Annotated in this window: 29 protein-coding genes; 27 read left to right on the top strand and 2 right to left on the bottom strand. The window is 47.4% G+C overall.

What is annotated here, in order from left to right; genetic code table 11:
• Positions 1-18 precede the first annotated feature (18 nt).
• The 6 genes from rpoC to tuf all read left to right on the top strand — a co-directional run bounded on the left by rpoC (position 19) and on the right by tuf (position 8,556).
• The gene (gene rpoC / locus NST26_RS29445) at positions 19-3,630 is read left to right on the top strand and encodes a DNA-directed RNA polymerase subunit beta' (protein WP_036721855.1); all 3,612 of its coding nucleotides are present in this window, start codon (positions 19-21) and stop codon (positions 3,628-3,630) included.
• A 179-nt stretch (positions 3,631-3,809) separates the two neighbouring features.
• Positions 3,810-4,061 carry a ribosomal L7Ae/L30e/S12e/Gadd45 family protein gene (locus NST26_RS29440; RefSeq protein ID WP_036692367.1) on the top strand — a complete coding sequence of 84 codons (252 nt, stop codon included), beginning with the start codon at positions 3,810-3,812 and terminating at the stop codon, positions 4,059-4,061.
• A 134-nt stretch (positions 4,062-4,195) separates the two neighbouring features.
• Complete coding sequence (gene rpsL / locus NST26_RS29435) at positions 4,196-4,615, top strand: 30S ribosomal protein S12 (RefSeq protein ID WP_036721853.1); 420 nt, start codon at positions 4,196-4,198, stop codon at positions 4,613-4,615.
• A 45-nt stretch (positions 4,616-4,660) separates the two neighbouring features.
• The gene (rpsG, locus tag NST26_RS29430; protein ID WP_020427074.1) at positions 4,661-5,131 is read left to right on the top strand and encodes a 30S ribosomal protein S7; all 471 of its coding nucleotides are present in this window, start codon (positions 4,661-4,663) and stop codon (positions 5,129-5,131) included.
• 47 nt (positions 5,132-5,178) lie between these two features.
• Positions 5,179-7,257 (top strand): elongation factor G, encoded by a 2,079-nt coding sequence (gene fusA / locus NST26_RS29425; RefSeq protein ID WP_036721851.1) that lies wholly within the window; start codon positions 5,179-5,181, stop codon positions 7,255-7,257.
• 108 nt (positions 7,258-7,365) lie between these two features.
• Positions 7,366-8,556: an elongation factor Tu gene (gene tuf / locus NST26_RS29420; protein ID WP_036721850.1), complete on the top strand. Its 1,191-nt coding sequence runs from the start codon at positions 7,366-7,368 to the stop codon at positions 8,554-8,556.
• 91 nt (positions 8,557-8,647) lie between these two features.
• On the opposite strand, the gene NST26_RS29415 is transcribed toward tuf, so the two are convergent.
• The gene (locus NST26_RS29415; RefSeq protein WP_036721849.1) at positions 8,648-8,989 is read right to left on the bottom strand and encodes a cupin domain-containing protein; all 342 of its coding nucleotides are present in this window, start codon (positions 8,987-8,989) and stop codon (positions 8,648-8,650) included.
• Positions 8,990-9,022: 33 nt separating this feature from the next.
• Complete coding sequence (locus tag NST26_RS29410) at positions 9,023-9,439, bottom strand: V4R domain-containing protein (RefSeq protein WP_340980469.1); 417 nt, start codon at positions 9,437-9,439, stop codon at positions 9,023-9,025.
• Positions 9,440-9,633: 194 nt separating this feature from the next.
• On the opposite strand from NST26_RS29410, the gene NST26_RS29405 reads away from it, so the two are divergent.
• The 21 genes from NST26_RS29405 to rpmD all read left to right on the top strand — a co-directional run bounded on the left by NST26_RS29405 (position 9,634) and on the right by rpmD (position 19,496).
• Positions 9,634-10,353: a Crp/Fnr family transcriptional regulator gene (locus NST26_RS29405; RefSeq protein ID WP_340980468.1), complete on the top strand. Its 720-nt coding sequence runs from the start codon at positions 9,634-9,636 to the stop codon at positions 10,351-10,353.
• A gap of 236 nt (positions 10,354-10,589) precedes the next feature.
• Positions 10,590-10,898, top strand: a complete 309-nt coding sequence (gene rpsJ / locus NST26_RS29400) for a 30S ribosomal protein S10 (protein WP_017692074.1) — start codon at positions 10,590-10,592, stop codon at positions 10,896-10,898.
• 38 nt (positions 10,899-10,936) lie between these two features.
• Positions 10,937-11,560: a 50S ribosomal protein L3 gene (gene rplC, locus NST26_RS29395; protein ID WP_036721840.1), complete on the top strand. Its 624-nt coding sequence runs from the start codon at positions 10,937-10,939 to the stop codon at positions 11,558-11,560.
• 25 nt (positions 11,561-11,585) lie between these two features.
• Complete coding sequence (gene rplD / locus NST26_RS29390; RefSeq protein WP_036721837.1) at positions 11,586-12,209, top strand: 50S ribosomal protein L4; 624 nt, start codon at positions 11,586-11,588, stop codon at positions 12,207-12,209.
• On the top strand, positions 12,209-12,502 hold the full coding sequence (gene rplW, locus NST26_RS29385) for a 50S ribosomal protein L23 (RefSeq protein WP_019908225.1): 294 nt from the start codon (positions 12,209-12,211) through the stop codon (positions 12,500-12,502). The genes rplD and rplW overlap by 1 nt, the downstream gene beginning before the upstream one ends.
• Positions 12,503-12,529: 27 nt before the next feature.
• Positions 12,530-13,360, top strand: a complete 831-nt coding sequence (gene rplB / locus NST26_RS29380; RefSeq protein WP_036692392.1) for a 50S ribosomal protein L2 — start codon at positions 12,530-12,532, stop codon at positions 13,358-13,360.
• A 77-nt stretch (positions 13,361-13,437) separates the two neighbouring features.
• Complete coding sequence (rpsS, locus tag NST26_RS29375; RefSeq protein WP_036721834.1) at positions 13,438-13,716, top strand: 30S ribosomal protein S19; 279 nt, start codon at positions 13,438-13,440, stop codon at positions 13,714-13,716.
• A gap of 31 nt (positions 13,717-13,747) precedes the next feature.
• Positions 13,748-14,080, top strand: a complete 333-nt coding sequence (gene rplV, locus NST26_RS29370; RefSeq protein ID WP_019908228.1) for a 50S ribosomal protein L22 — start codon at positions 13,748-13,750, stop codon at positions 14,078-14,080.
• Positions 14,081-14,093: 13 nt separating this feature from the next.
• Positions 14,094-14,759 (top strand): 30S ribosomal protein S3, encoded by a 666-nt coding sequence (rpsC, locus tag NST26_RS29365; RefSeq protein ID WP_036721832.1) that lies wholly within the window; start codon positions 14,094-14,096, stop codon positions 14,757-14,759.
• A 2-nt stretch (positions 14,760-14,761) separates the two neighbouring features.
• Positions 14,762-15,196, top strand: a complete 435-nt coding sequence (rplP, locus tag NST26_RS29360; RefSeq protein WP_020427064.1) for a 50S ribosomal protein L16 — start codon at positions 14,762-14,764, stop codon at positions 15,194-15,196.
• Positions 15,186-15,383 (top strand): 50S ribosomal protein L29, encoded by a 198-nt coding sequence (gene rpmC / locus NST26_RS29355; RefSeq protein ID WP_019908232.1) that lies wholly within the window; start codon positions 15,186-15,188, stop codon positions 15,381-15,383. The genes rplP and rpmC overlap by 11 nt, the downstream gene beginning before the upstream one ends.
• Before the next feature lie 43 nt (positions 15,384-15,426).
• On the top strand, positions 15,427-15,693 hold the full coding sequence (rpsQ, locus tag NST26_RS29350) for a 30S ribosomal protein S17 (RefSeq protein WP_036692400.1): 267 nt from the start codon (positions 15,427-15,429) through the stop codon (positions 15,691-15,693).
• A 40-nt stretch (positions 15,694-15,733) separates the two neighbouring features.
• Positions 15,734-16,102, top strand: a complete 369-nt coding sequence (gene rplN / locus NST26_RS29345) for a 50S ribosomal protein L14 (RefSeq protein WP_036680556.1) — start codon at positions 15,734-15,736, stop codon at positions 16,100-16,102.
• A 56-nt stretch (positions 16,103-16,158) separates the two neighbouring features.
• Entirely contained in the window at positions 16,159-16,512 is a 354-nt protein-coding gene (gene rplX, locus NST26_RS29340; RefSeq protein WP_019908235.1) for a 50S ribosomal protein L24, read from the top strand.
• Positions 16,513-16,542: 30 nt separating this feature from the next.
• Positions 16,543-17,085, top strand: a complete 543-nt coding sequence (gene rplE, locus NST26_RS29335; protein ID WP_209878863.1) for a 50S ribosomal protein L5 — start codon at positions 16,543-16,545, stop codon at positions 17,083-17,085.
• A 44-nt stretch (positions 17,086-17,129) separates the two neighbouring features.
• Positions 17,130-17,315, top strand: coding sequence for a type Z 30S ribosomal protein S14 (locus NST26_RS29330; protein ID WP_036589425.1), 186 nt, complete (start codon positions 17,130-17,132; stop codon positions 17,313-17,315).
• Between the two features lie 32 nt (positions 17,316-17,347).
• Positions 17,348-17,746 carry a 30S ribosomal protein S8 gene (gene rpsH, locus NST26_RS29325; protein WP_036692403.1) on the top strand — a complete coding sequence of 133 codons (399 nt, stop codon included), beginning with the start codon at positions 17,348-17,350 and terminating at the stop codon, positions 17,744-17,746.
• Positions 17,747-17,776: 30 nt separating this feature from the next.
• Positions 17,777-18,319: a 50S ribosomal protein L6 gene (gene rplF / locus NST26_RS29320; protein ID WP_036721827.1), complete on the top strand. Its 543-nt coding sequence runs from the start codon at positions 17,777-17,779 to the stop codon at positions 18,317-18,319.
• A gap of 84 nt (positions 18,320-18,403) precedes the next feature.
• The gene (rplR, locus tag NST26_RS29315; RefSeq protein WP_036692407.1) at positions 18,404-18,772 is read left to right on the top strand and encodes a 50S ribosomal protein L18; all 369 of its coding nucleotides are present in this window, start codon (positions 18,404-18,406) and stop codon (positions 18,770-18,772) included.
• A gap of 26 nt (positions 18,773-18,798) precedes the next feature.
• Positions 18,799-19,296, top strand: a complete 498-nt coding sequence (gene rpsE / locus NST26_RS29310) for a 30S ribosomal protein S5 (protein WP_036652980.1) — start codon at positions 18,799-18,801, stop codon at positions 19,294-19,296.
• Positions 19,297-19,310: 14 nt separating this feature from the next.
• A complete protein-coding gene (rpmD, locus tag NST26_RS29305) occupies positions 19,311-19,496 on the top strand; it encodes a 50S ribosomal protein L30 (protein WP_019908243.1) in 186 nt (61 codons plus the stop codon).
• The last annotated feature ends 30 nt before the right edge of the window (positions 19,497-19,526 follow it).

Here is a 19,526-nt window from a genome sequence, read left to right as displayed (position 1 = left end):
GTTAAGGAGGGTTGCTCCTTGTTGGACGTTAACAATTTTGAATTTATGAAAATCGGGCTTGCTTCCCCGGAAAAAATTCGTTCTTGGTCCCGCGGAGAAGTTAAAAAACCGGAAACCATTAACTATCGTACATTGAAACCGGAAAAAGAGGGTCTCTTTTGCGAACGTATTTTTGGACCGCAAAAGGACTGGGAATGTCATTGTGGTAAATACAAACGCGTCCGTTATAAGGGCGTAGTGTGCGACCGCTGCGGCGTGGAAGTTACCCGCGCTAAAGTCCGCCGCGAACGTATGGGCCACATCGAACTTGCTGCTCCTGTATCTCATATCTGGTATTTCAAAGGTATTCCAAGCCGTATGGGTCTGGCGCTGGATATGTCTCCTAGATCGCTCGAAGAGATTATCTACTTTGCATCTTATGTTGTAACTGATCCAGGGGAAACTCCGCTGGAGAAGAAGCAACTCTTGTCCGAGAAAGAATACCGCAGCTACCGTGAGAAATATGGCTACGGATTCCAGGCCGGCATGGGTGCAGAAGCTGTCAAAAAGCTGCTCCAGGATATCGACATCGATAAAGAACTGGAATTCCTCAAAGAAGAGCTGCGTACGGCTCAAGGCCAGCGTCGCAACCGGGCGATCAAACGCCTGGAAGTCATTGAGGCCTTCCGCAACTCCGGCAACAAGCCTGACTGGATGATCATGGATGTACTCCCGGTTATCCCTCCGGAGCTTCGTCCAATGGTTCAGCTTGATGGCGGCCGTTTTGCTACGTCTGACCTTAATGACCTGTACCGCCGTGTAATTAACCGGAACAACCGTCTGAAAAGACTGCTGGACCTCGGCGCGCCTGACATTATCGTTCAGAATGAGAAACGGATGCTTCAGGAAGCTGTAGATGCGCTGATTGACAACGGCCGCCGCGGCCGTCCTGTAACAGGACCAGGTAACCGTCCGCTCAAATCGCTCAGCCATATGCTGAAAGGTAAACAGGGACGTTTCCGCCAGAACTTGCTCGGTAAACGTGTTGACTATTCCGGCCGTTCGGTTATCGTCGTAGGACCTTACCTGAAGATGTACCAATGCGGTCTTCCTAAGAAGATGGCACTGGAGCTGTTCAAACCGTTTGTAATGAAAGAACTGGTTAACAAAGGGCTAGCCCACAACATAAAGAGCGCGAAGCGTAAGGTTGAGCGCGTAAGTCCTGAAGTATGGGATGTGCTTGAAGAGGTAATCAGAGAGCATCCGGTTCTGCTGAACCGTGCCCCTACGCTGCATAGACTGGGTATCCAGGCGTTCGAACCAATTCTGGTAGAAGGTCACGCGATCCGTCTTCACCCGCTCGTATGTACGGCTTACAATGCCGACTTTGACGGTGACCAGATGGCGGTACACGTTCCTCTGTCCGCTGAGGCTCAAGCTGAAGCCCGTATTCTCATGCTGGCGTCCGGTAACATCCTGAACCCTAAGGACGGTAAGCCGGTCGTTACCCCTTCCCAGGATATGGTCCTTGGTACGTTCTACCTGACCATGGACAACAAGGAAGAAAAGGGTACCGGGATGATCCTGCGTAACGTGAATGAAGCGGTCTCTGCTTATCAGCGCGGAACTGCAGGTCTGCATGCACGTGTTGCTATTCCTGTTAAGGCTCTGGGTAAAACCAGCTTCACAGAAGCGCAGCAGAATGCTCTGCTGATCACTACTGTGGGTAAGATTATCTTCAACGAAATCTATCCAAGCAGCTTCCCGTATATCAACGAAGCTACCAAAACTAACCTGCTGCAGGGAACTCCTGAGAAGTACTTCATCTATGAAAAGGGTGCGGATGTCCGCGAACTGATCATGGCAGCTCCGGAAGCCAGTGCTGTAGGTAAAGAATATCTGGGCCTCATTATCGCCCGCTGCTTTGAGACGTATCACACCACCAAGACTTCAGTGATTCTGGATAAAATTAAGCAACTCGGCTTTACGTACTCTACACGTTCCGGCGTTACGGTTGCCGTATCGGATGTTATCGTGCCTGAAGAAAAAGCTACCATTCTTAAGGAATCCGAAGCTAAGGTTGATGTGGTTGCGAATCAATACCGCCGTGGTCTGATTACCAATGATGAGCGGTATGACCGCGTTATCGAGATTTGGTCGAAGACCAAGGATGATCTGACTAACGTATTGCTTAAATCAATGGACCGCTTCAACTCCATCATGCTCATGGTCGACTCCAAGGCGCGTGGTAACAAATCGCAGATCACCCAGCTCGGTGGGATGCGTGGTCTGATGGCAACACCTTCGGGCCGAATCTTTGAATTGCCAATCAAAGCGAACTTCCGTGAAGGCCTAACCGTCCTCGAGTACTTTATCTCCACTCACGGAGCGCGTAAAGGTCTGGCCGATACAGCGCTGCGTACAGCGGATTCCGGGTACCTGACACGCCGTCTGGTTGACGTAGCGCAGGATGTTATTGTCCGTGAAGAAGATTGTGGTACTGATAAAGGCTTCATGGTTAGCCGGATTCAGGATGGCAAGGAAGTCATTGAGGATCTCTACGACCGTATTGAAGGCCGTTATTCCTTCGAGACCGTCCGTCATCCTGAGACGAAGGAAATCATCGTTCACCGTAACGATCTGATTGACTCGGATAAGGCTGAAGAAATCGTGAATGCTGGCGTGACCAAGCTGCAGATCCGCTCTGTACTGAGCTGCCGTGCCCGTCACGGTGTCTGCAAGAAGTGCTACGGACGTAACCTGGCAACAGGTAAATTCGTGGAAATCGGGGAGGCTGTCGGTATTATTGCCGCACAATCCATCGGTGAACCGGGAACACAGCTTACCATGCGTACGTTCCATACCGGCGGTGTAGCCGGAGACGATATTACGCAAGGTTTGCCGCGTATCCAGGAGCTGTTTGAAGCCCGTAACCCTAAAGGTCAGGCTACAATCAGTGAGATTGACGGGGTAGTTAAGGAAATCCGCGAAACCAAGGACCGCCGCGAGATCGAAGTCCAGGGTGAAGCAGAGTCCAAAACGTATTCCATCACTTACGGCTCCCGTCTGCGTGTCAGCGAAGGCCAGGAGATTGAGGCCGGCGATGAATTAACAGACGGTTCAATTGACCCTAAAGAAATGCTGCGTATCAAAGGGATCCGCGGGGTACAGAACTACATTCTGCAAGAAGTACAGCGTGTATACCGTAACCAGGGCGTTGAAATCAATGATAAGCACATTGAAGTTATGATCAAGCAGATGCTGCGCAAAATCCGTATTATCGATGCCGGAGATACCAGTCTCCTGCCGGGTGCATTTGCGGATATTCATGAATATGAAGCAGCCAACAAGGAAGCTATTCTTGCCGGAAATGAACCAGCAGTCGCCAAACCGGTTCTGCTCGGGATCACCAAGGCCTCCCTGGAAACTGATTCATTCCTGTCTGCGGCATCCTTCCAGGAAACTACCCGCGTCTTAACAGATGCAGCTATTAAGGGTAAAGTGGATAAGCTGCTCGGTCTGAAAGAGAATGTAATCATCGGTAAGCTGATTCCTGCAGGTACAGGCATGAATCGTTACCGTAATGTGAAGCTGAGCGATCCGAATGCTGAAAGCAGTGAAGAAGCTTTAGAGCCGGTACCCGCTGAATAATTGAATACTCATGGCAAGCAGTATCCGCGTCACGCAGAAATCTGGCGTGACGCGGCTGTCTGCTGTGATTATTAATAAATTTATTGTCGTTTTTCTTGACATCATGTGCTGAGGATGCTAATATGTCTAAGGTGCGTGAGTAGTCTTGTCATTCTTATTCAGTGGAGGTAATGATTTTCATGACTGATGACAGAGGGTTACAGGATGCTCAGGTCAAGATCGGTTCCAAGCAAACCGTTAAGGCGGTGGAGTTGGGCCAAGCCGCAGAAGTCTATGTGGCAGAGGACGGAGATCAACGGCTTACTTCCAGAATTGTAATGCTTTGCAACAAACAAGGTGTGAAGGTCACTTATGTGGACACGATGCTGAATTTGGGCAAGGCCTGCGGTATAGAAGTTGGTGCTGCGATGGCAGCCGTCTTAAAACAATAGCAGCAAGAGAACGTTTTTGTACCGGGGTACACTTCGGCAGCAAGGACTTTTCATTTGTCTTTTTATGAACCACCTGGGTCTGTGGACTTAATGTTTGTAAATTGACTATCATTTCAGGAAGGGGGTGGCACAACATGCCAACTATTAATCAATTGGTTCGTAAAGGCCGTCAAGCCAAAATCGAAAAATCCAAATCTCCCGCTCTTCAAAAAGGGTTCAACGCCCTCAAGCGTGAGGCTACAAATTTGAGCGCTCCGCAGAAACGCGGTGTATGCACTCGTGTAGGCACAATGACTCCACGTAAACCAAACTCAGCACTTCGTAAGTATGCCCGTGTTCGTCTGACGAACCGTCTTGAGGTGACTGCTTACATTCCGGGTATCGGACACAACCTTCAAGAGCACAGTGTAGTATTGCTGCGCGGAGGTAAAGTTAAGGACCTTGCAGGAGTTCGTTACCACATCGTTCGTGGTGCACTGGATACTGCAGGTGTTGCTAACCGGATGCAGGCTCGCTCCAAATATGGTGCGAAACGTCCTAAAGTCAAGAAATAAGATGAGCTTATCAGAATAATAACCATATAAGAAAGGGGGATATCCATGCCACGCAAAGGTCCAGTTACTAAAAGAGATGTATTGCCAGATCCATTGTATAATAGCAAGTTGGTTACTCGTTTGATCAACCGTATTATGCTGGGTGGTAAAAGAGGTGTCGCTCAAAGCATTTTGTACAATTCGTTCAAGTTGATTCAAGAACGTACAGGTAAAGAGCCGATGGAAGTTTTCGAAGCTGCCATCAAGAATATCATGCCTGTATTGGAAGTTAAAGCTCGTCGTGTCGGCGGTGCTAACTACCAAGTACCTATTGAGGTTAAACCTGAAAGACGTACTGCTTTGGGATTACGTTGGCTTGTAAACTACTCACGCAACCGCGGTGAGAAGACTATGGAAGAACGTTTGGCGGCTGAGATTATCGATGCTTCCAACAACACAGGCGCTTCCGTTAAGAAACGTGAAGACACACACAAGATGGCTGAAGCGAACAAAGCGTTTGCTCACTACCGTTGGTAGGATTGCAGTCGTTCAAATAACTTCTATTTTGAAAGGAGATCCATTTCATGGCAAGAGAGTTCTCCTTAAAAAATACACGTAATATCGGGATCATGGCGCATATTGATGCTGGTAAGACTACTACCACTGAGCGGATTCTATTCTACACAGGCCGTACGCACAAAATCGGTGAAGTTCACGAGGGTGCTGCTACAATGGACTGGATGGAACAAGAACAGGAGCGCGGAATCACGATTACTTCCGCTGCTACAACTGCTGCATGGAAGGGTCACCGCATCAATATCATTGATACCCCAGGACACGTTGACTTCACCGTTGAAGTTGAACGTTCCCTGCGTGTATTGGATGGGGCAGTTGGTGTATTTAGTGCGAAAGAGGGCGTAGAACCTCAGTCCGAAACCGTATGGAGACAGGCTGACCGTTACAACGTTCCACGGATCGCATATGTGAACAAAATGGACATTATCGGTGCGGATTTCCTTAACGTTATCGAAACGATGCGTGATCGTCTTCAAGCCAATGCAGTTGCTATTCAACTGCCAATCGGTGCAGAAAATGATTTCGCAGGTATCATCGACCTCGTTGAGCAAAAAGCACATATGTTCAGAGATGATTTGGGCCAAAATATTGAAGTTACGGATATTCCGGAAGAATATTTGGCAAAGGTTGAGGAACTGCGTCTCGAGCTGATCGAGAAAGTTGCTGAACTTGATGAAGATCTGACTATGAAGTACCTGGAAGGCGAAGAAATTACTATTCCGGAAATCAAAGCTGCTCTGCGCAAAGGCGTAGTTGAAGTTAAAATTTTCCCAGTAATTTGCGGCTCTTCCTACCGGAACAAAGGGATTCAGCTTATGCTGGATGCTGTTGTTGATTACTTGCCTTCACCTTTGGATGTACCGGCTATTACGGGTCATCTGGAGGATGGAACAGAAGCGGAACGTCATCCTTCGGATGAAGAGCCATTCGGTGCCTTGGCATTTAAGATCATGACAGACCCTTATGTTGGTAAACTCACGTTCTTCCGTGTATACTCCGGTATCCTGGAATCAGGTTCTTATGTAATTAACGCTACTAAGGGCAAACGTGAGCGTATTGGGCGTATCCTGCAGATGCATGCGAACAGCCGTCAAGAAATCTCCATCGTTTACGCTGGTGATATTGCGGCAGCCGTTGGTCTGAAGGACACTAGCACAGGCGATACACTCTGCGACGAGAAGCATCCGATCATTCTGGAATCCATGAACTTTCCAGATCCGGTTATCGAAATCGCAGTCGAGCCAAAAACCAAAGCTGACCAAGATAAACTGGGTGTTGCTCTCGGAAAGTTGACTGAAGAGGATCCTACTCTTCGTGCTCACACTGATGAAGAAACAGGCCAAACCATCCTGGCAGGTATGGGTGAGCTTCACTTGGACATCATCATCGACCGTATGCGTCGTGAATTCAAAGTAGAAACCAATGTGGGTAAACCGCAGGTTGCCTACCGCGAAACGTTCAAGGCATCTGCCCGCGTAGAAGGCAAGTTTGTTCGCCAATCCGGCGGTCGCGGTCAGTACGGTCACGTATGGGTTGAGTTTGAACCCCTCGAGCCAGGTACTGGCAGCCAATTCGAAAGTAAAGTTGTCGGTGGCTCGGTTCCAAGAGAATACATCGCTCCTGCACTTGCCGGTATTGAAGAGCAAATGAAGAACGGCGTTATTGCAGGCTTCCCGCTTGTTGACGTTAAAGCTACCATCGTAGATGGTTCTTACCATGATGTTGACTCCAACGAAATGGCGTTCAAAATTGCCGGTTCGATGGCGCTTAAAGCTGCAAAAGAAAAATGTCAACCTGCATTGCTTGAGCCAATCATGAAAGTGGAAGTAACTGTTCCTGAGGAATACATGGGCGATGTAATGGGTATGCTGAACTCCCGTCGCGGTAGAATCGAAGGTATGGATTCCCGTGGTGGAGCGCAAATTATCCGTGCGAAGGTGCCTTTGTCCGAAATGTTCGGATACTCCACAACACTCCGTTCCGGTACTCAAGGACGCGGCGTATTCTCAATGGAGCTTTCTCACTATGAAGAAGTACCTAAATCCATTGCTGAAGAAATCGTAGCCAAGAACAAAGGCGGAGAATAAGCTTAATTTTTAACTTGCCGTCCGGGTATAACACTTAAGTCACCTTAGAACTGCAAATAGGCGGACGGCTCAAATATATGGACCCCACAATAAGGAGGAACTGTTCAAATGGCAAAGGCAAAGTTTGAACGTAACAAACCGCACGTTAACATCGGTACTATTGGTCACGTCGACCATGGTAAAACAACTCTGACTGCTGCAATCACAACTGTATTGTCCAAAAAATACGGTGGTGCTGCTGTAGCATTCGACCAAATTGATAAGGCTCCTGAAGAACGCGAACGCGGTATCACTATCTCCACCGCTCACGTTGAATATGAAACTCCTAACCGTCACTACGCTCACGTAGACTGCCCTGGACACGCCGACTATGTTAAAAACATGATCACTGGCGCAGCGCAAATGGACGGAGCGATCCTGGTTGTATCCGCAGCTGACGGCCCTATGCCACAGACTCGTGAACACATCCTGCTGTCCCGTCAAGTAGGCGTTCCTTACATCGTTGTATTCCTGAACAAATGCGACATGGTTGAGGACGAAGAGTTGCTTGAATTGGTTGAAATGGAAGTTCGCGATCTGCTTAGCGAATACGACTTCCCAGGCGATGACACTCCAATCGTTCGTGGATCTGCTCGTGAAGCTCTGCAGAACCCTGATGGCGAGTATGCACAGAAGATCGTTGAAATGTTCGAAACGATCGACACATACATCCCGCTTCCAGAACGTCAGACTGACAAGCCTTTCTTGATGCCTGTCGAAGATGTATTCTCCATCACTGGCCGCGGTACTGTGGCAACTGGTCGCGTAGAACGCGGAACAGTTAAAGTCGGAGAAGAAATCGAAATCGTTGGTATTCACGAAGAAACTAAGAAGTCTGTAGTTACTGGCGTGGAAATGTTCCGCAAATTGCTTGATTCCGCTCAAGCTGGCGACAACATCGGCGCACTCCTGCGTGGTGTTGACCGTAACAACATCGAGCGTGGCCAAGTATTGGCTAAGCCGAACTCCGTTAAGCCACACACTGAGTTCACTGCTCAGATCTACGTTCTGACTAAAGAAGAAGGCGGACGTCACAAACCATTCTTCACTGGTTACCGTCCACAGTTCTACTTCCGTACAACTGACGTAACTGGCATCATCAACCTGCCAGAAGGTACTGAAATGGTTATGCCTGGTGACAACATCACTGTAACTGTTCAGCTGATCTCCCCAATCGCTATTGAAGAAGGTACTAAATTCTCCATTCGCGAAGGCGGACGTACAGTTGGTGCCGGTTCCGTAGCTTCCATCCAGAAATAATTCAGGCTCTATCCGTTAGGATAGACTGAATATAAGTCAGGCCCCCTTCATTTGAAGGGGGCCTGTTTTATTTTAAAGATAAGATTGAGAATTAGATTTCCTTCGCATAGTCCGCACTTGGCAACTTGGATAAAACCACATGCAGGCTGGACGGCGATGAACTATTATTCGTATAAGCGAATGACTCGTCACCGGCAATGTAGATGGTCTCTCCTTGGATGAAGGAGAACTCTTCCTCATTAACATGAATGGTACCGTCACCGTGTAAGGCGAGGATATACACATCTGCTCCGGGGTGCTTGTGAACGGGCAACTTTTGCCCAGGCATGAAATTAAGCACAAATACTACGCTATCGCCTTTTTGGAATATGATCTTTTTGGTAAAGCGTTCCTCTTGATACTGTACAGCCTCAGCTAGTGTTTTCTTTTCCATTATAAATCCCTGCTTTCATTATATGAGTATTATTTAAAGCTTAACTTCGTACTCGCAGTGCTGATGACCGGTGACATTACATTTGATCTCTTTCACTGAAACCTTGCGGCCGAGAATTCGGCACAGAGCACCTTCAATGATAGCTCCCTCCAGATCACAGACCATTCTTTCATCTTCAAGGGAAGGTAGTCCTTTGCAGAAGCAATCGTCAACAGCGATATTAATTTTGCGCTCATCGGAATGAACAATTCGGGGAATCCCGATTTTGAGCTCCTCAAAGATCTGCAGCAGCTCTTCCACGGACTGGACAGGCAGGCTCTCGCCGATCTTTCTGCCAATGGTCACAGTCGTTCCCTTTCCGCCTAACGGCAATCCCTGGTTCATTCCAATTAGACGGATGGTCCGGAATAGTTCAAGGGGTACCATATTGCCCAGAGTTGTTCTATTCATCTGGCGCATGTCCTCAAAAGTGTATTGCTGCAAGCCCATCAACTCCTTTTCTCTCTATGAACCTATTGTATAGACAGCCGGCGCGTTAATCCTTGATATAGATCAAGTTTTATGAAAATTTGTGCGTCCAGTCACCCGGCAGCGCTTCGATCATTGATATGGTGGGATAAGCGACAGTAGAGGAGGAATGATGTATGGAATGCAATACGTGCAGTTCTCATGCCTGTGTGCGCCAGGTTCCGGTATTCAGGAGTTTGTCCGATGAAGAATTGGTTATCATAGAATCAATCACAGAATCCCATTCATATAAAAAGGGTAGCCAAGTTTGCCGAGAAGGGGAGCCGTCTGAAGCCTTGTTTGTGGTGAAGAGCGGGCTTATCAAACTGACGAAGAACAGTAAAGAAGGGAAGCAGCATATTCTCCGTTTTCTTTTCCCGGGGGATTATTTCGGTCAGTTTGCCTTGCTTCACAATAAAAATAATGATGTAACGGCGGAGATTATTGAGAGTGGAGTGGTCTGCCGGATGCACCGGAAAGATTTCATTCCCCTGCTGGAGCAGAATGCGGGCCTGGCGTTTAGCTTTCTGATGTCTGTTAGTGAGCAGCTGCATCTGGCGGAAGAAACAGCAGGGGCACTGCATATGTTTGAAGTGGAAAAACGGTTAGCCCGGCTTCTAGTCTACTTGTACACGAGGAATCTACCAGAATCAGCTCTGACAATGCAAGCTTTAAGACATTCCGTGGATCTCCCATCGGCGCAAAAAGAAGTGGCAGCGATGATCGGCACTACTGCCGAGACCCTAAGCCGTAAGCTGAACAAGCTGGAAGCGCTGAAGATCATCGCTATGCATAAAAGAACTGTAAATATTTTGGAGATGGAGACTCTAATTCAGCTCGCTGAAATCAGTCATTAACAATTTTCAGATAAAACCGTGTATTTTTAAACTTTTTTTCTGGAAAAGGTGATTTGTTTTGCAAAGGCTCTTGCAATATAGCCGCCTATTAGATATAATAATAAATGTTGTTCTGAGACGTTGCGATGATGTGAGAGGTTACTGACACACCCGGCCCCTTTGCCATGAGGTCGACGTCAGAAAATTTTCACGGAGTATGTCCGATAATAAATTGGGCGATAGAAGGAGGGACTAAAATGGCAAAGCAAAAAATTCGTATTCGCTTGAAAGCATACGACCACAGAATTCTTGATCAATCCGCAGAGAAAATCGTTGAAACAGCAAAACGTTCGGGTGCTGGTGTATCCGGGCCGATTCCGCTGCCAACTGAGAAGCAAATCATTACCATTCTCCGTGCGGTACACAAGTACAAGGATTCCCGTGAACAGTTTGAGCAACGGACTCACAAACGTTTGATTGATATTGTGAACCCAACACCACAAACTGTGGATGCCTTGATGCGCTTGGATCTACCGTCCGGTGTAGATATCGAAATCAAATTGTAATTCATTAAGTAATCAGGAAAAGAAAAGAGGTGTCAACATTGAAAGGTATCTTAGGAAAAAAACTCGGTATGACTCAAGTGTTTACTCCAGAAGGTAACGTAATCGCGGTTTCTGTTATCGAAGCTGGACCTTGTGTGGTACTGCAAAAGAAAGACCTGAATATCGACGGATATGAAGCAGTGCAGTTGGGCTTTTCCGATAAAAAGGAAAGTCGCTCCAACAAGCCTGAACAGGGTCACGCCAAAAAGGCAAATGCAACACCTAAGCGCTACGTTCGCGAAATTCGCGGTGTTGACCTCGGGTCACTCGAGGTTGGACAAGAGCTTAAGGCTGACATCTTCGCTGAAGGCGAGTTTGTTGACGTAACAGGTACTTCGAAGGGTAAAGGCTTCCAGGGTAACATCAAACGCTGGGGACAAAGCCGCGGACCAATGGCACACGGATCGCGTTACCACAGAAGACCGGGCTCGATGGGTTCCATCCAGGCTAACCGTGTTCCTAAGGGCAAACGCCTGCCAGGACATATGGGTCACACGACCGTAACGGTTCAAAAGCTTGAAATCATCCGGGTTGACGTAGAACGTAATGTACTGCTGGTTAAAGGCGCTATTCCAGGTCCTAAGAACAGCTTCGTGAAAGTTAAACAAACCGTTAAGAAATAATTACTGAAGAAAGGAGGAACATGAAATGCCAAAAGTAACACTTTTCAATACTAGTGGTAACGAAGTTGGCGAAGTTGAACTGAGTGATTCAGTTTTCGGTATTGAACCGAACGTACATGTGCTGCATGAAGCTGCACTTATGCAAAGAGCTTCCCTTCGTCGCGGTACACATAAAGTAAAAGGACGCTCTGAAGTGCGTGGCGGCGGACGTAAGCCTTGGAAACAAAAAGGTACAGGTCGTGCTCGTCAAGGCTCCATTCGTTCTCCACAATGGAAAGGCGGCGGCGTAGTCTTCGGACCAACACCACGCAGCTATTCCTGGAAATTGCCTAAGAAGGTTCGCCGGTTGGCCATCAAATCCGCGTTGTCCTCAAAAGTGCTTGAGAATGACATCATCGTATTGGATAGCTTGACTCTGAATGCTCCGAAGACGAAAGAATTCGCAGCGATTCTGAACAACCTTAAAGTGGGCAGCAAAGCCCTGATCGTAGCTCCTAGCTATGATGACAACGTAGCACTTTCCGCTCGTAACATCCCTGGGGTGAAATTCGTAGCGGCTGACGGCATCAATGTTCTTGACGTACTGACGTACGACAAACTGATCATCACTAAAGAAGCAGTTCTGAAGGTAGAGGAGGTGTTCGCGTAATGAAAGATCCTCGTGATATAATCAAGCGTCCAGTGATTACGGAACGCACATCCGAATACATGAGCGAACTGAAGTACGCTTTTGAAGTGGATATCCGTGCTAACAAGACCGAAATCAAAAAAGCTGTCGAGGCTATTTTTAAAGTAAAAGTCGTTAGTGTGAACACAATGCGCGTACCTGGTAAACTGAAACGTTACGGCAAATATTCCGGTTATACTCCGGAGTGGAAAAAAGCCATCGTGAAGCTTAGCCCGGACAGCAAGCCGCTTGAGTTCTTTGAAGCGGTAGAATAATACTCTTAAAGTAAGGAGGAAACTATAGTGCCAATCAAAAAGTACAAACCGACCTCTCCGGCAAGACGCAACATGTCTGTGTCTACGTTTGAAGAAATTACAACAAACCAGCCAGAGAAATCGTTGCTGTCCCCGCTGTTCAAGCATGCCGGACGCAACAACCAAGGTAAAATTACGGTTCGTCACCATGGCGGCGGACACAAACGTAAATACCGTATCATCGACTTCAAGCGGACTAAAGACGGCATACCAGGTAGCGTTGCTACAATTGAGTATGACCCGAACCGTACTTCCAATATTGCTTTGATCCACTATGCTGATGGAGAGAAACGTTATATCATCGCTCCTAAAGGCCTTAAAGTTGGGGACAAAGTTGAGTCCGGCCCTGCTGCGGACATCAAAATTGGTAACAGCCTTCCGTTGATCAACATCCCGGTAGGTACAGTTATCCACAACATCGAGTTGAAACCAGGCAAAGGCGGACAATTGGTTCGTGCTGCAGGTACTGAAGCTCAGCTGCTGGGTAAAGAAGATAAATACGTATCTGTTCGTTTGAACTCGGGTGAGGTTCGCAGAATCCTCAGCGTTTGCCGTGCGACTATCGGAGCCGTAGGTAACGGAGATCACGAACTGATCAAGATTGGTAAAGCCGGACGCAGCCGCTGGCTCGGACGTCGTCCTGAAGTACGCGGTGTTGTCATGAACCCTAACGATCACCCACACGGTGGTGGTGAAGGCCGCGCTCCTATCGGACGGAAATCGCCAATGTCACCTTGGGGCAAACCAACCCTCGGCTACAAAACGCGTAAGAAAAACAAAGCATCTGATAAATATATCGTTCGCCGCCGCACGAAATAAGACGCTTCAGGGAAGTTAGTTAAGCGCGAAGCGTCGATTCGCGGTTTTGAAGAACCGGATGAAGGGAGGATTCACACATGGGTCGCAGTTTAAAGAAGGGGCCGTTCATCGATGGCTACCTGCTGAAAAAAGTTGAGGATTTGAACGAGTCAGACAAGAAAGTCGTAGTAAAAACCTGGTCCCGTCGCTCAACCATTTTCCCTCAGTTTATCGGACATACGTTTGGTGTATATGACGGCCGCAAACACGTGCCTGTATACGTAACGGAAGATATGGTAGGTCACAAGTTGGGCGAGTTCGCGCCAACACGTACTTACAAAGGCCACGCGGGTGACGATAAGAAAACCAGAAGATAATTAACGTCTTCGTTTGAGAGGAGGGAAAACAATGGAAGCAAAAGCACATGCAAGATCGGTGCGGATTTCCGCTCGTAAAGCGAAACTGGTTGTTGACTTGATTCGCGGCAAGCAAGTGGGGGAAGCAATTGCAATTCTTCGCCACACTCCGAAGTCCGCTTCTCCGGTTGTTGAGAAGCTACTGAACTCGGCGATTGCGAACGCTGAGCATAACTACTCTATGGACGTTAACAGCTTATTCGTAAGCGAAGTTTTCGTTAACCAGGGTCCTACAATGAAACGTTTCCGTCCGCGCGCCATGGGCCGCGCAAGCCGGATCAATAAACGTACCAGCCACATTACTTTGGTGGTATCTGAGAAATAAGGAGGGATAACACGTGGGTCAAAAGGTAAATCCAGTCGGACTCCGAGTCGGTATTATTCGCGATTGGGAATCAAAATGGTATGCAGGCAAAGATTTCGGTACTCTTTTAATGGAAGACGTCAAAATCCGGGAATACCTTAAAGGCAAGTTGAAAGATTCCTCTGTTTCCCGCATCGAGATCGAAAGAGCGGCAAGCCGAGTGAACGTTACAATTCACACTGCCAAGCCAGGTATGGTAATTGGTAAAGGCGGAGCAGAAGTAGAAGTACTTCGCAGCGCAGTTACAACTATCGCCGGCGGTAAGAAAGTACACATCAACATCAATGAAATCAAACACCCTGAACTGGATGCTATTCTTGTTGCTGAAAGCATTGCACAACAGCTGGAACGTCGCGTATCGTTCCGTCGTGCTCTGAAACAAGCGATTCAAAGAACTATGCGTTCCGGCGCAAAGGGAATTAAAACTCAGGTTGGCGGACGTCTTGGCGGCGCTGAGATTGCCCGTTCAGAAGGTTATAGCGAAGGAACAGTTCCACTTCATACGCTTCGTGCTGATATCGATTACGGAACAGCTGAAGCACATACAACTTACGGCCGTATCGGCGTAAAAGTATGGATTTATCGTGGAGAAGTTCTTCCCCCAGCTAAGAAACAAGCTGCTCAGGAAGGAGGCAACTAATCATGTTGGTACCAAAGCGCGTTAAACACCGCAAGCAACAACGCGGTCACATGAAGGGTATGGCAAAAGGCGGAACCGAACTTAACTTCGGCGAATTCGGTTTGCAGGCACTGGAGCCATCTTGGATCACTAACCGTCAGATCGAAGCTGCTCGTATCGCAATGACACGTTACATCAAACGTGGCGGTCAGGTTTGGATCAAGATTTTCCCGGATAAGCCAATCACTCAGAAGCCTCTCGAGGTTCGTATGGGTAGTGGTAAAGGTAACGTTGAGAAGTGGGTAGCTGTAGTTAAACCGGGTAAGATTATGTTCGAACTCGGAGGCGTGTCGGAAGAAATCGCTCGTGAAGCGATGCGTCTTGCCGCTCACAAGCTGCCTGTAAAGACTAAGTTTGTGAAACGTGAAGAATTGGGTGGTGAAGCAAATGAAAGCTAATGAACTTCGCAACTTAACCACTGCTGAGATTGAACAGAAAATCGCCGGATTTAAGGAAGAACTTTTCAATCTCCGTTTCCAATTGGCAACAGGCCAACTGGATAACCCGACTCGGATTCGTGATGTGCGTAAGGAAATAGCTCGTGCTAAAACCGTTATCCATCAAAGAGTACTTGGGATTAGTTAAGTGACGGCGGATGCATAATCCGTAATCAGGAAGGAGGCTAATTATGAGCGAAGAGCGTAATGCACGTAAAGTGCTGATCGGTAAAGTAGTCAGCGACAAAATGGATAAAACCATCGTAATTGCTGTTGAAACCTATAAAAAGCACAATCTGTATCACAAACGCATCAAGTCCACGAAGAAATTCAAGGCACATGATGAAGAGAATGTAGCTAAAATTGGTGATGTCGTGAAAGTCATGGAAACTCGTCCATTGTCGAAGGACAAACGGTGGAGACTGGTTGAAGTGGTAGAAAAAGCGGTAATCATCTAAGACATGAAGCAGATCCCTTTCCGGAAGGAGGAAAATAATAATGATTCAACCATTTACACGTTTGCATGTGGCTGACAACTCTGGTGCGAAGGAACTGATGTGTATCCGCGTACTGGGTGGTACTGGACGCCGTACAGCAGCAATCGGCGATCTGATCGTTTGTTCCGTTAAACAAGCAACACCAGGCGGCGTTGTCAAAAAAGGTGATGTTGTTAGAGCGGTAGTTGTTCGTACAAAACGTTCGGTACGCCGTAAAGATGGATCTTACATCGCATTCGACGAAAATGCAGCTGTTGTTGTCAAAGACGACAGAAGCCCGCGCGGAACACGTATCTTCGGACCAGTTGCTCGCGAACTTCGCGACAAGGACTACATGAAGATCGTTTCCTTGGCACCGGAAGTAATCTAAAAATCCGAGTGATGCTCGGTTGTACTTGAAAAGGTCAGTTATAGGAGGTGTAATCAATGCCTAGAGTTAAAAAAGTTCTGGAATCCCATAACAATAAACTGCACGTTAAAAAAGATGATGTGGTGCTTGTGATCAGCGGGAAAGACAAAGGTAAAAAAGGCCGTGTCATCGCTGCTTATCCTCGTGAAAACCGCGTCCTGGTAGAAGGCGTGAACATGGTGAAGAAACACCAGAAGCCTAACCAGTTGAATCCGCAAGGCGGAATCATCGAACAGGAAGCTTCGATTCATGTGTCTAACGTAATGCACATTGATCCGAAGAGCGGGAAAGTTACGCGTATCGGCTATAAAGTACTAGATAACGGTAAGAAGGTTCGGGTAGCAAAAAGATCCGGAGAGATTATCGACTAATACAGTCCTAATGAAAGGAGGTAAATCTTCATGGCAGCAAGAATGAAAGAACGTTATCTGAATGAAATCACACCATCTTTGATGCAGAAGTTTAACTACACAACAGTTATGCAAGTGCCTAAGATCGAGAAGATCGTCATCAACATGGGTGTAGGTGACGCTGTTCAAAACTCCAAAGTACTTGACGCTGCAGTTAACGATATGCAACTGATTTCTGGTCAAAAGCCGGTTATCACTAAAGCTAAGAAATCCATCGCCGGTTTCAAACTGCGCGAGAATATGCCGATCGGGGTTAAAGTAACACTGCGCGGCGAGCGTATGTATTACTTCCTGGATAAATTGATCAACGTAACGCTTCCACGCGTTCGTGACTTCCGTGGTGTTTCCAGCAAAGCCTTTGATGGCCGTGGTAACTACACACTGGGTCTTAAAGAACAATTGATCTTCCCGGAAATCGAGTATGACAAAGTGGATAAGGTTCGCGGTATGGACATCGTTATTGTAACGACTGCTAAGACGGACGAGGAATCCCGTGAGCTGCTGAATCAGCTGGGAATGCCTTTCACAAAATAAGAATCATCCATTTCTCCGAAAATGTTTAGGAGGTGTCAGTCTAAGTGGCAAAGACTTCAATGAAAGTTAAACAACAACGCGAGCCTAAGTTCAAAGTACGTGCATACACACGTTGCGAGCGTTGCGGTCGTCCACATTCGGTACTGCAAAAGTTCAAAATTTGCAGAATTTGTTTCCGTGAATTAGCTTATAAAGGCCAGATTCCTGGCGTGAAAAAAGCAAGTTGGTAAGAAGTTTATAAACGGGAAGGAGGTTTACACACATGACTATGTCTGATCCTATTGCAGATATGCTTACTCGTATTCGTAACGCCAACACTGTGCGTCACGAGACAGTAGAAATGCCTGCTTCTACTATGAAAAAACAAATCGCGGACATCTTGAAGCGTGAGGGCTTCATCCGTGATGCTGAATTCGTTGAAGATAGCAAACAAGGGATTATCCGTATTTTCCTGAAATACGGCCCAAGCCAGGAGCGCGTTATCACTGGTCTGAAAAGAATCAGTAAACCAGGTCTTCGCGTATACACGAAGAGCAATGAAGTGCCTCGTGTACTCGGTGGTCTTGGAATCGCGATTATCTCCACATCTAAGGGAGTTATGACCGACAAAGAAGCTCGTCAATCTAAATCCGGCGGAGAAGTTGTCTGCTACATTTGGTAATAAACGTCACAAGATAAGGAGGTGCAACACATGTCTCGTATTGGTCGCAAACCAATCGCAGTACCTAGCGGTGTAGATGTCACTTTGGACAACGCCGTTATTACAGTAAAAGGTCCTAAAGGCACTTTGACTCGTGAGCTTCATAAAGACATGAAGATTACAGTTGAAAATAACGAAATCACTGTTGTTCGCCCGTCGGACAACAAATTGCATCGTTCACTTCACGGCACAACCCGCTCCGTTGTCAACAACATGGTGAGTGGTGTGACTGAAGGTTTCTCGAAATCTCTGGAACTGGTTGGGGTCGGATATCGTGCAAGCAAATCCGGAGATAAGATCGTATTGAACGTTGGTTACTCCCACCCGGTTGAAATTACACCGGAAGCGGGTATCGAGTTCGATGTTCCTGCGAACACGAAGATCATCGTTAGAGGGATTGACAAAGAACGCGTTGGCGCTTATGCTGCCAAAATTCGTTCCGTACGTGAACCTGAACCATACAAAGGTAAAGGTATCAAATATGAAGGCGAGCGTATCATCCGCAAGGAAGGTAAAGCTGGTAAGAAGAAATAACCAGCTCTACCTTAATTGTAAGATACCCCGTGCATCTTAAAGTGAAGCTGTTTACGGCAAACTGAAGGGAGTGAAAGGGAAGTCATGATTACAAAAGAGGATAAAAACAAGGCTCGTCTCAAAAGACACCTGCGTGTTCGTAAGAAGATCCAGGGTACTACTGAGCGTCCACGTTTGAATGTGTTCCGTTCTTCGAAACACATCTACGCTCAACTGATCGATGATGTGACTGGCGTTACTATCGTATCGGCCTCCACACTTGATAAGGAATTGAGTGCTACAATCGGAAATGGCGGCAGCGTTGAAGCTGCAAGCAAAGTGGGTCAATTGATCGCTGAGCGCGCCAAAGAAAAGGGTTATGCAGTGGTTGTATTTGACCGCGGTGGATACTTGTACCATGGACGGATTCAGGCTCTGGCTAGCGCAGCTCGCGAAGCTGGTCTTGAATTCTAGAATATTTCTAAAAGGAGGTTAACGACTTGCGTGTAGATCCGAACAGTTTAGAACTGACAGAAAGAGTTGTACACATCAACCGTGTTGCAAAAGTTGTAAAAGGCGGACGCCGTTTCAGCTTTAGTGCACTTGTTGTTGTGGGCGACGGCAACGGCTACGTTGGTGCTGGTATCGGTAAAGCCGGCGAAGTTCCGGATGCCATCCGTAAAGGCATTGAAGACGCCAAGAAAAACCTGATCCACATTCCAATCGTAGGAACTTCGATTCCTCACCTGGTTACTGGACATTTCGGCGCAGGACGCGTTCTGCTGAAACCAGCATCCGAAGGTACCGGCGTTATCGCTGGTGGACCGGTTCGTGCGGTGCTTGAATTGGCAGGCGTTGGCGATATCTTGACAAAATCTTTGGGTTCTTCGAATTCCATGAACATGGTCAATGCTACTCTAGAGGGACTTTCCCGTCTGAAGCGCATTGAAGAGGTCGCGAAGCTTCGCGGCAAATCTGTCGAAGAATTACGCGGTTAAGGAGGGGAACGTCAATGGCTAAATTGCAAATTACCCTCGTACGCAGTGTAATTGGACGTCCAGAAACACAACGTGTTACTGTTAAGACGCTCGGCCTGCGCAAAACCAACTCGTCCGTGGTTCACAACGACACTCCTGCAATTCGCGGGATGATCAACAAAGTGAGCCACTTGCTGTCCGTTACTGAAATTGAAGGCTAATAAGCCTCGCATAAATTAACAAACATAAGG

This window comes from Paenibacillus sp. FSL R7-0128 (genome assembly GCF_038002245.1).
GTDB classification, from domain to species: Bacteria; Bacillota; Bacilli; order Paenibacillales; family Paenibacillaceae; genus Paenibacillus_AQ; species Paenibacillus_AQ silagei.
The sequence above is the reverse complement of the archived record's forward strand: the minus strand, read 5'-3'. Positions and strand labels throughout refer to the sequence as shown.

Excerpts from the sequence above, each read along its gene's own strand:
- NST26_RS29410 (WP_340980469.1), bottom strand. The coding sequence starts at position 9,439 with ATGAATAGAACAACTCTGGGCAATATGGTACCCCTTGAACTATTCCGG.
- rplF (WP_036721827.1), top strand. The coding sequence starts at position 17,777 with ATGTCTCGTATTGGTCGCAAACCAATCGCAGTACCTAGCGGTGTAGAT.
- rplW (WP_019908225.1), top strand. The coding sequence starts at position 12,209 with ATGAAAGATCCTCGTGATATAATCAAGCGTCCAGTGATTACGGAACGC.
- rpsG (WP_020427074.1), top strand. The coding sequence starts at position 4,661 with ATGCCACGCAAAGGTCCAGTTACTAAAAGAGATGTATTGCCAGATCCA.
- rpmC (WP_019908232.1), top strand. The coding sequence starts at position 15,186 with ATGAAAGCTAATGAACTTCGCAACTTAACCACTGCTGAGATTGAACAG.
- rplD (WP_036721837.1), top strand. The coding sequence starts at position 11,586 with ATGCCAAAAGTAACACTTTTCAATACTAGTGGTAACGAAGTTGGCGAA.
- rpsS (WP_036721834.1), top strand. The coding sequence starts at position 13,438 with ATGGGTCGCAGTTTAAAGAAGGGGCCGTTCATCGATGGCTACCTGCTG.
- rpsH (WP_036692403.1), top strand. The coding sequence starts at position 17,348 with ATGACTATGTCTGATCCTATTGCAGATATGCTTACTCGTATTCGTAAC.
- NST26_RS29415 (WP_036721849.1), bottom strand. The coding sequence starts at position 8,989 with ATGGAAAAGAAAACACTAGCTGAGGCTGTACAGTATCAAGAGGAACGC.
- rplN (WP_036680556.1), top strand. The coding sequence starts at position 15,734 with ATGATTCAACCATTTACACGTTTGCATGTGGCTGACAACTCTGGTGCG.
- NST26_RS29440 (WP_036692367.1), top strand. The coding sequence starts at position 3,810 with ATGACTGATGACAGAGGGTTACAGGATGCTCAGGTCAAGATCGGTTCC.
- rpsQ (WP_036692400.1), top strand. The coding sequence starts at position 15,427 with ATGAGCGAAGAGCGTAATGCACGTAAAGTGCTGATCGGTAAAGTAGTC.
- NST26_RS29405 (WP_340980468.1), top strand. The coding sequence starts at position 9,634 with ATGGAATGCAATACGTGCAGTTCTCATGCCTGTGTGCGCCAGGTTCCG.
- rpsL (WP_036721853.1), top strand. The coding sequence starts at position 4,196 with ATGCCAACTATTAATCAATTGGTTCGTAAAGGCCGTCAAGCCAAAATC.
- rplP (WP_020427064.1), top strand. The coding sequence starts at position 14,762 with ATGTTGGTACCAAAGCGCGTTAAACACCGCAAGCAACAACGCGGTCAC.
- fusA (WP_036721851.1), top strand. The coding sequence starts at position 5,179 with ATGGCAAGAGAGTTCTCCTTAAAAAATACACGTAATATCGGGATCATG.
- rplR (WP_036692407.1), top strand. The coding sequence starts at position 18,404 with ATGATTACAAAAGAGGATAAAAACAAGGCTCGTCTCAAAAGACACCTG.
- rplV (WP_019908228.1), top strand. The coding sequence starts at position 13,748 with ATGGAAGCAAAAGCACATGCAAGATCGGTGCGGATTTCCGCTCGTAAA.
- rplE (WP_209878863.1), top strand. The coding sequence starts at position 16,543 with ATGGCAGCAAGAATGAAAGAACGTTATCTGAATGAAATCACACCATCT.
- rplX (WP_019908235.1), top strand. The coding sequence starts at position 16,159 with ATGCCTAGAGTTAAAAAAGTTCTGGAATCCCATAACAATAAACTGCAC.
- rpmD (WP_019908243.1), top strand. The coding sequence starts at position 19,311 with ATGGCTAAATTGCAAATTACCCTCGTACGCAGTGTAATTGGACGTCCA.
- rpsJ (WP_017692074.1), top strand. The coding sequence starts at position 10,590 with ATGGCAAAGCAAAAAATTCGTATTCGCTTGAAAGCATACGACCACAGA.
- tuf (WP_036721850.1), top strand. The coding sequence starts at position 7,366 with ATGGCAAAGGCAAAGTTTGAACGTAACAAACCGCACGTTAACATCGGT.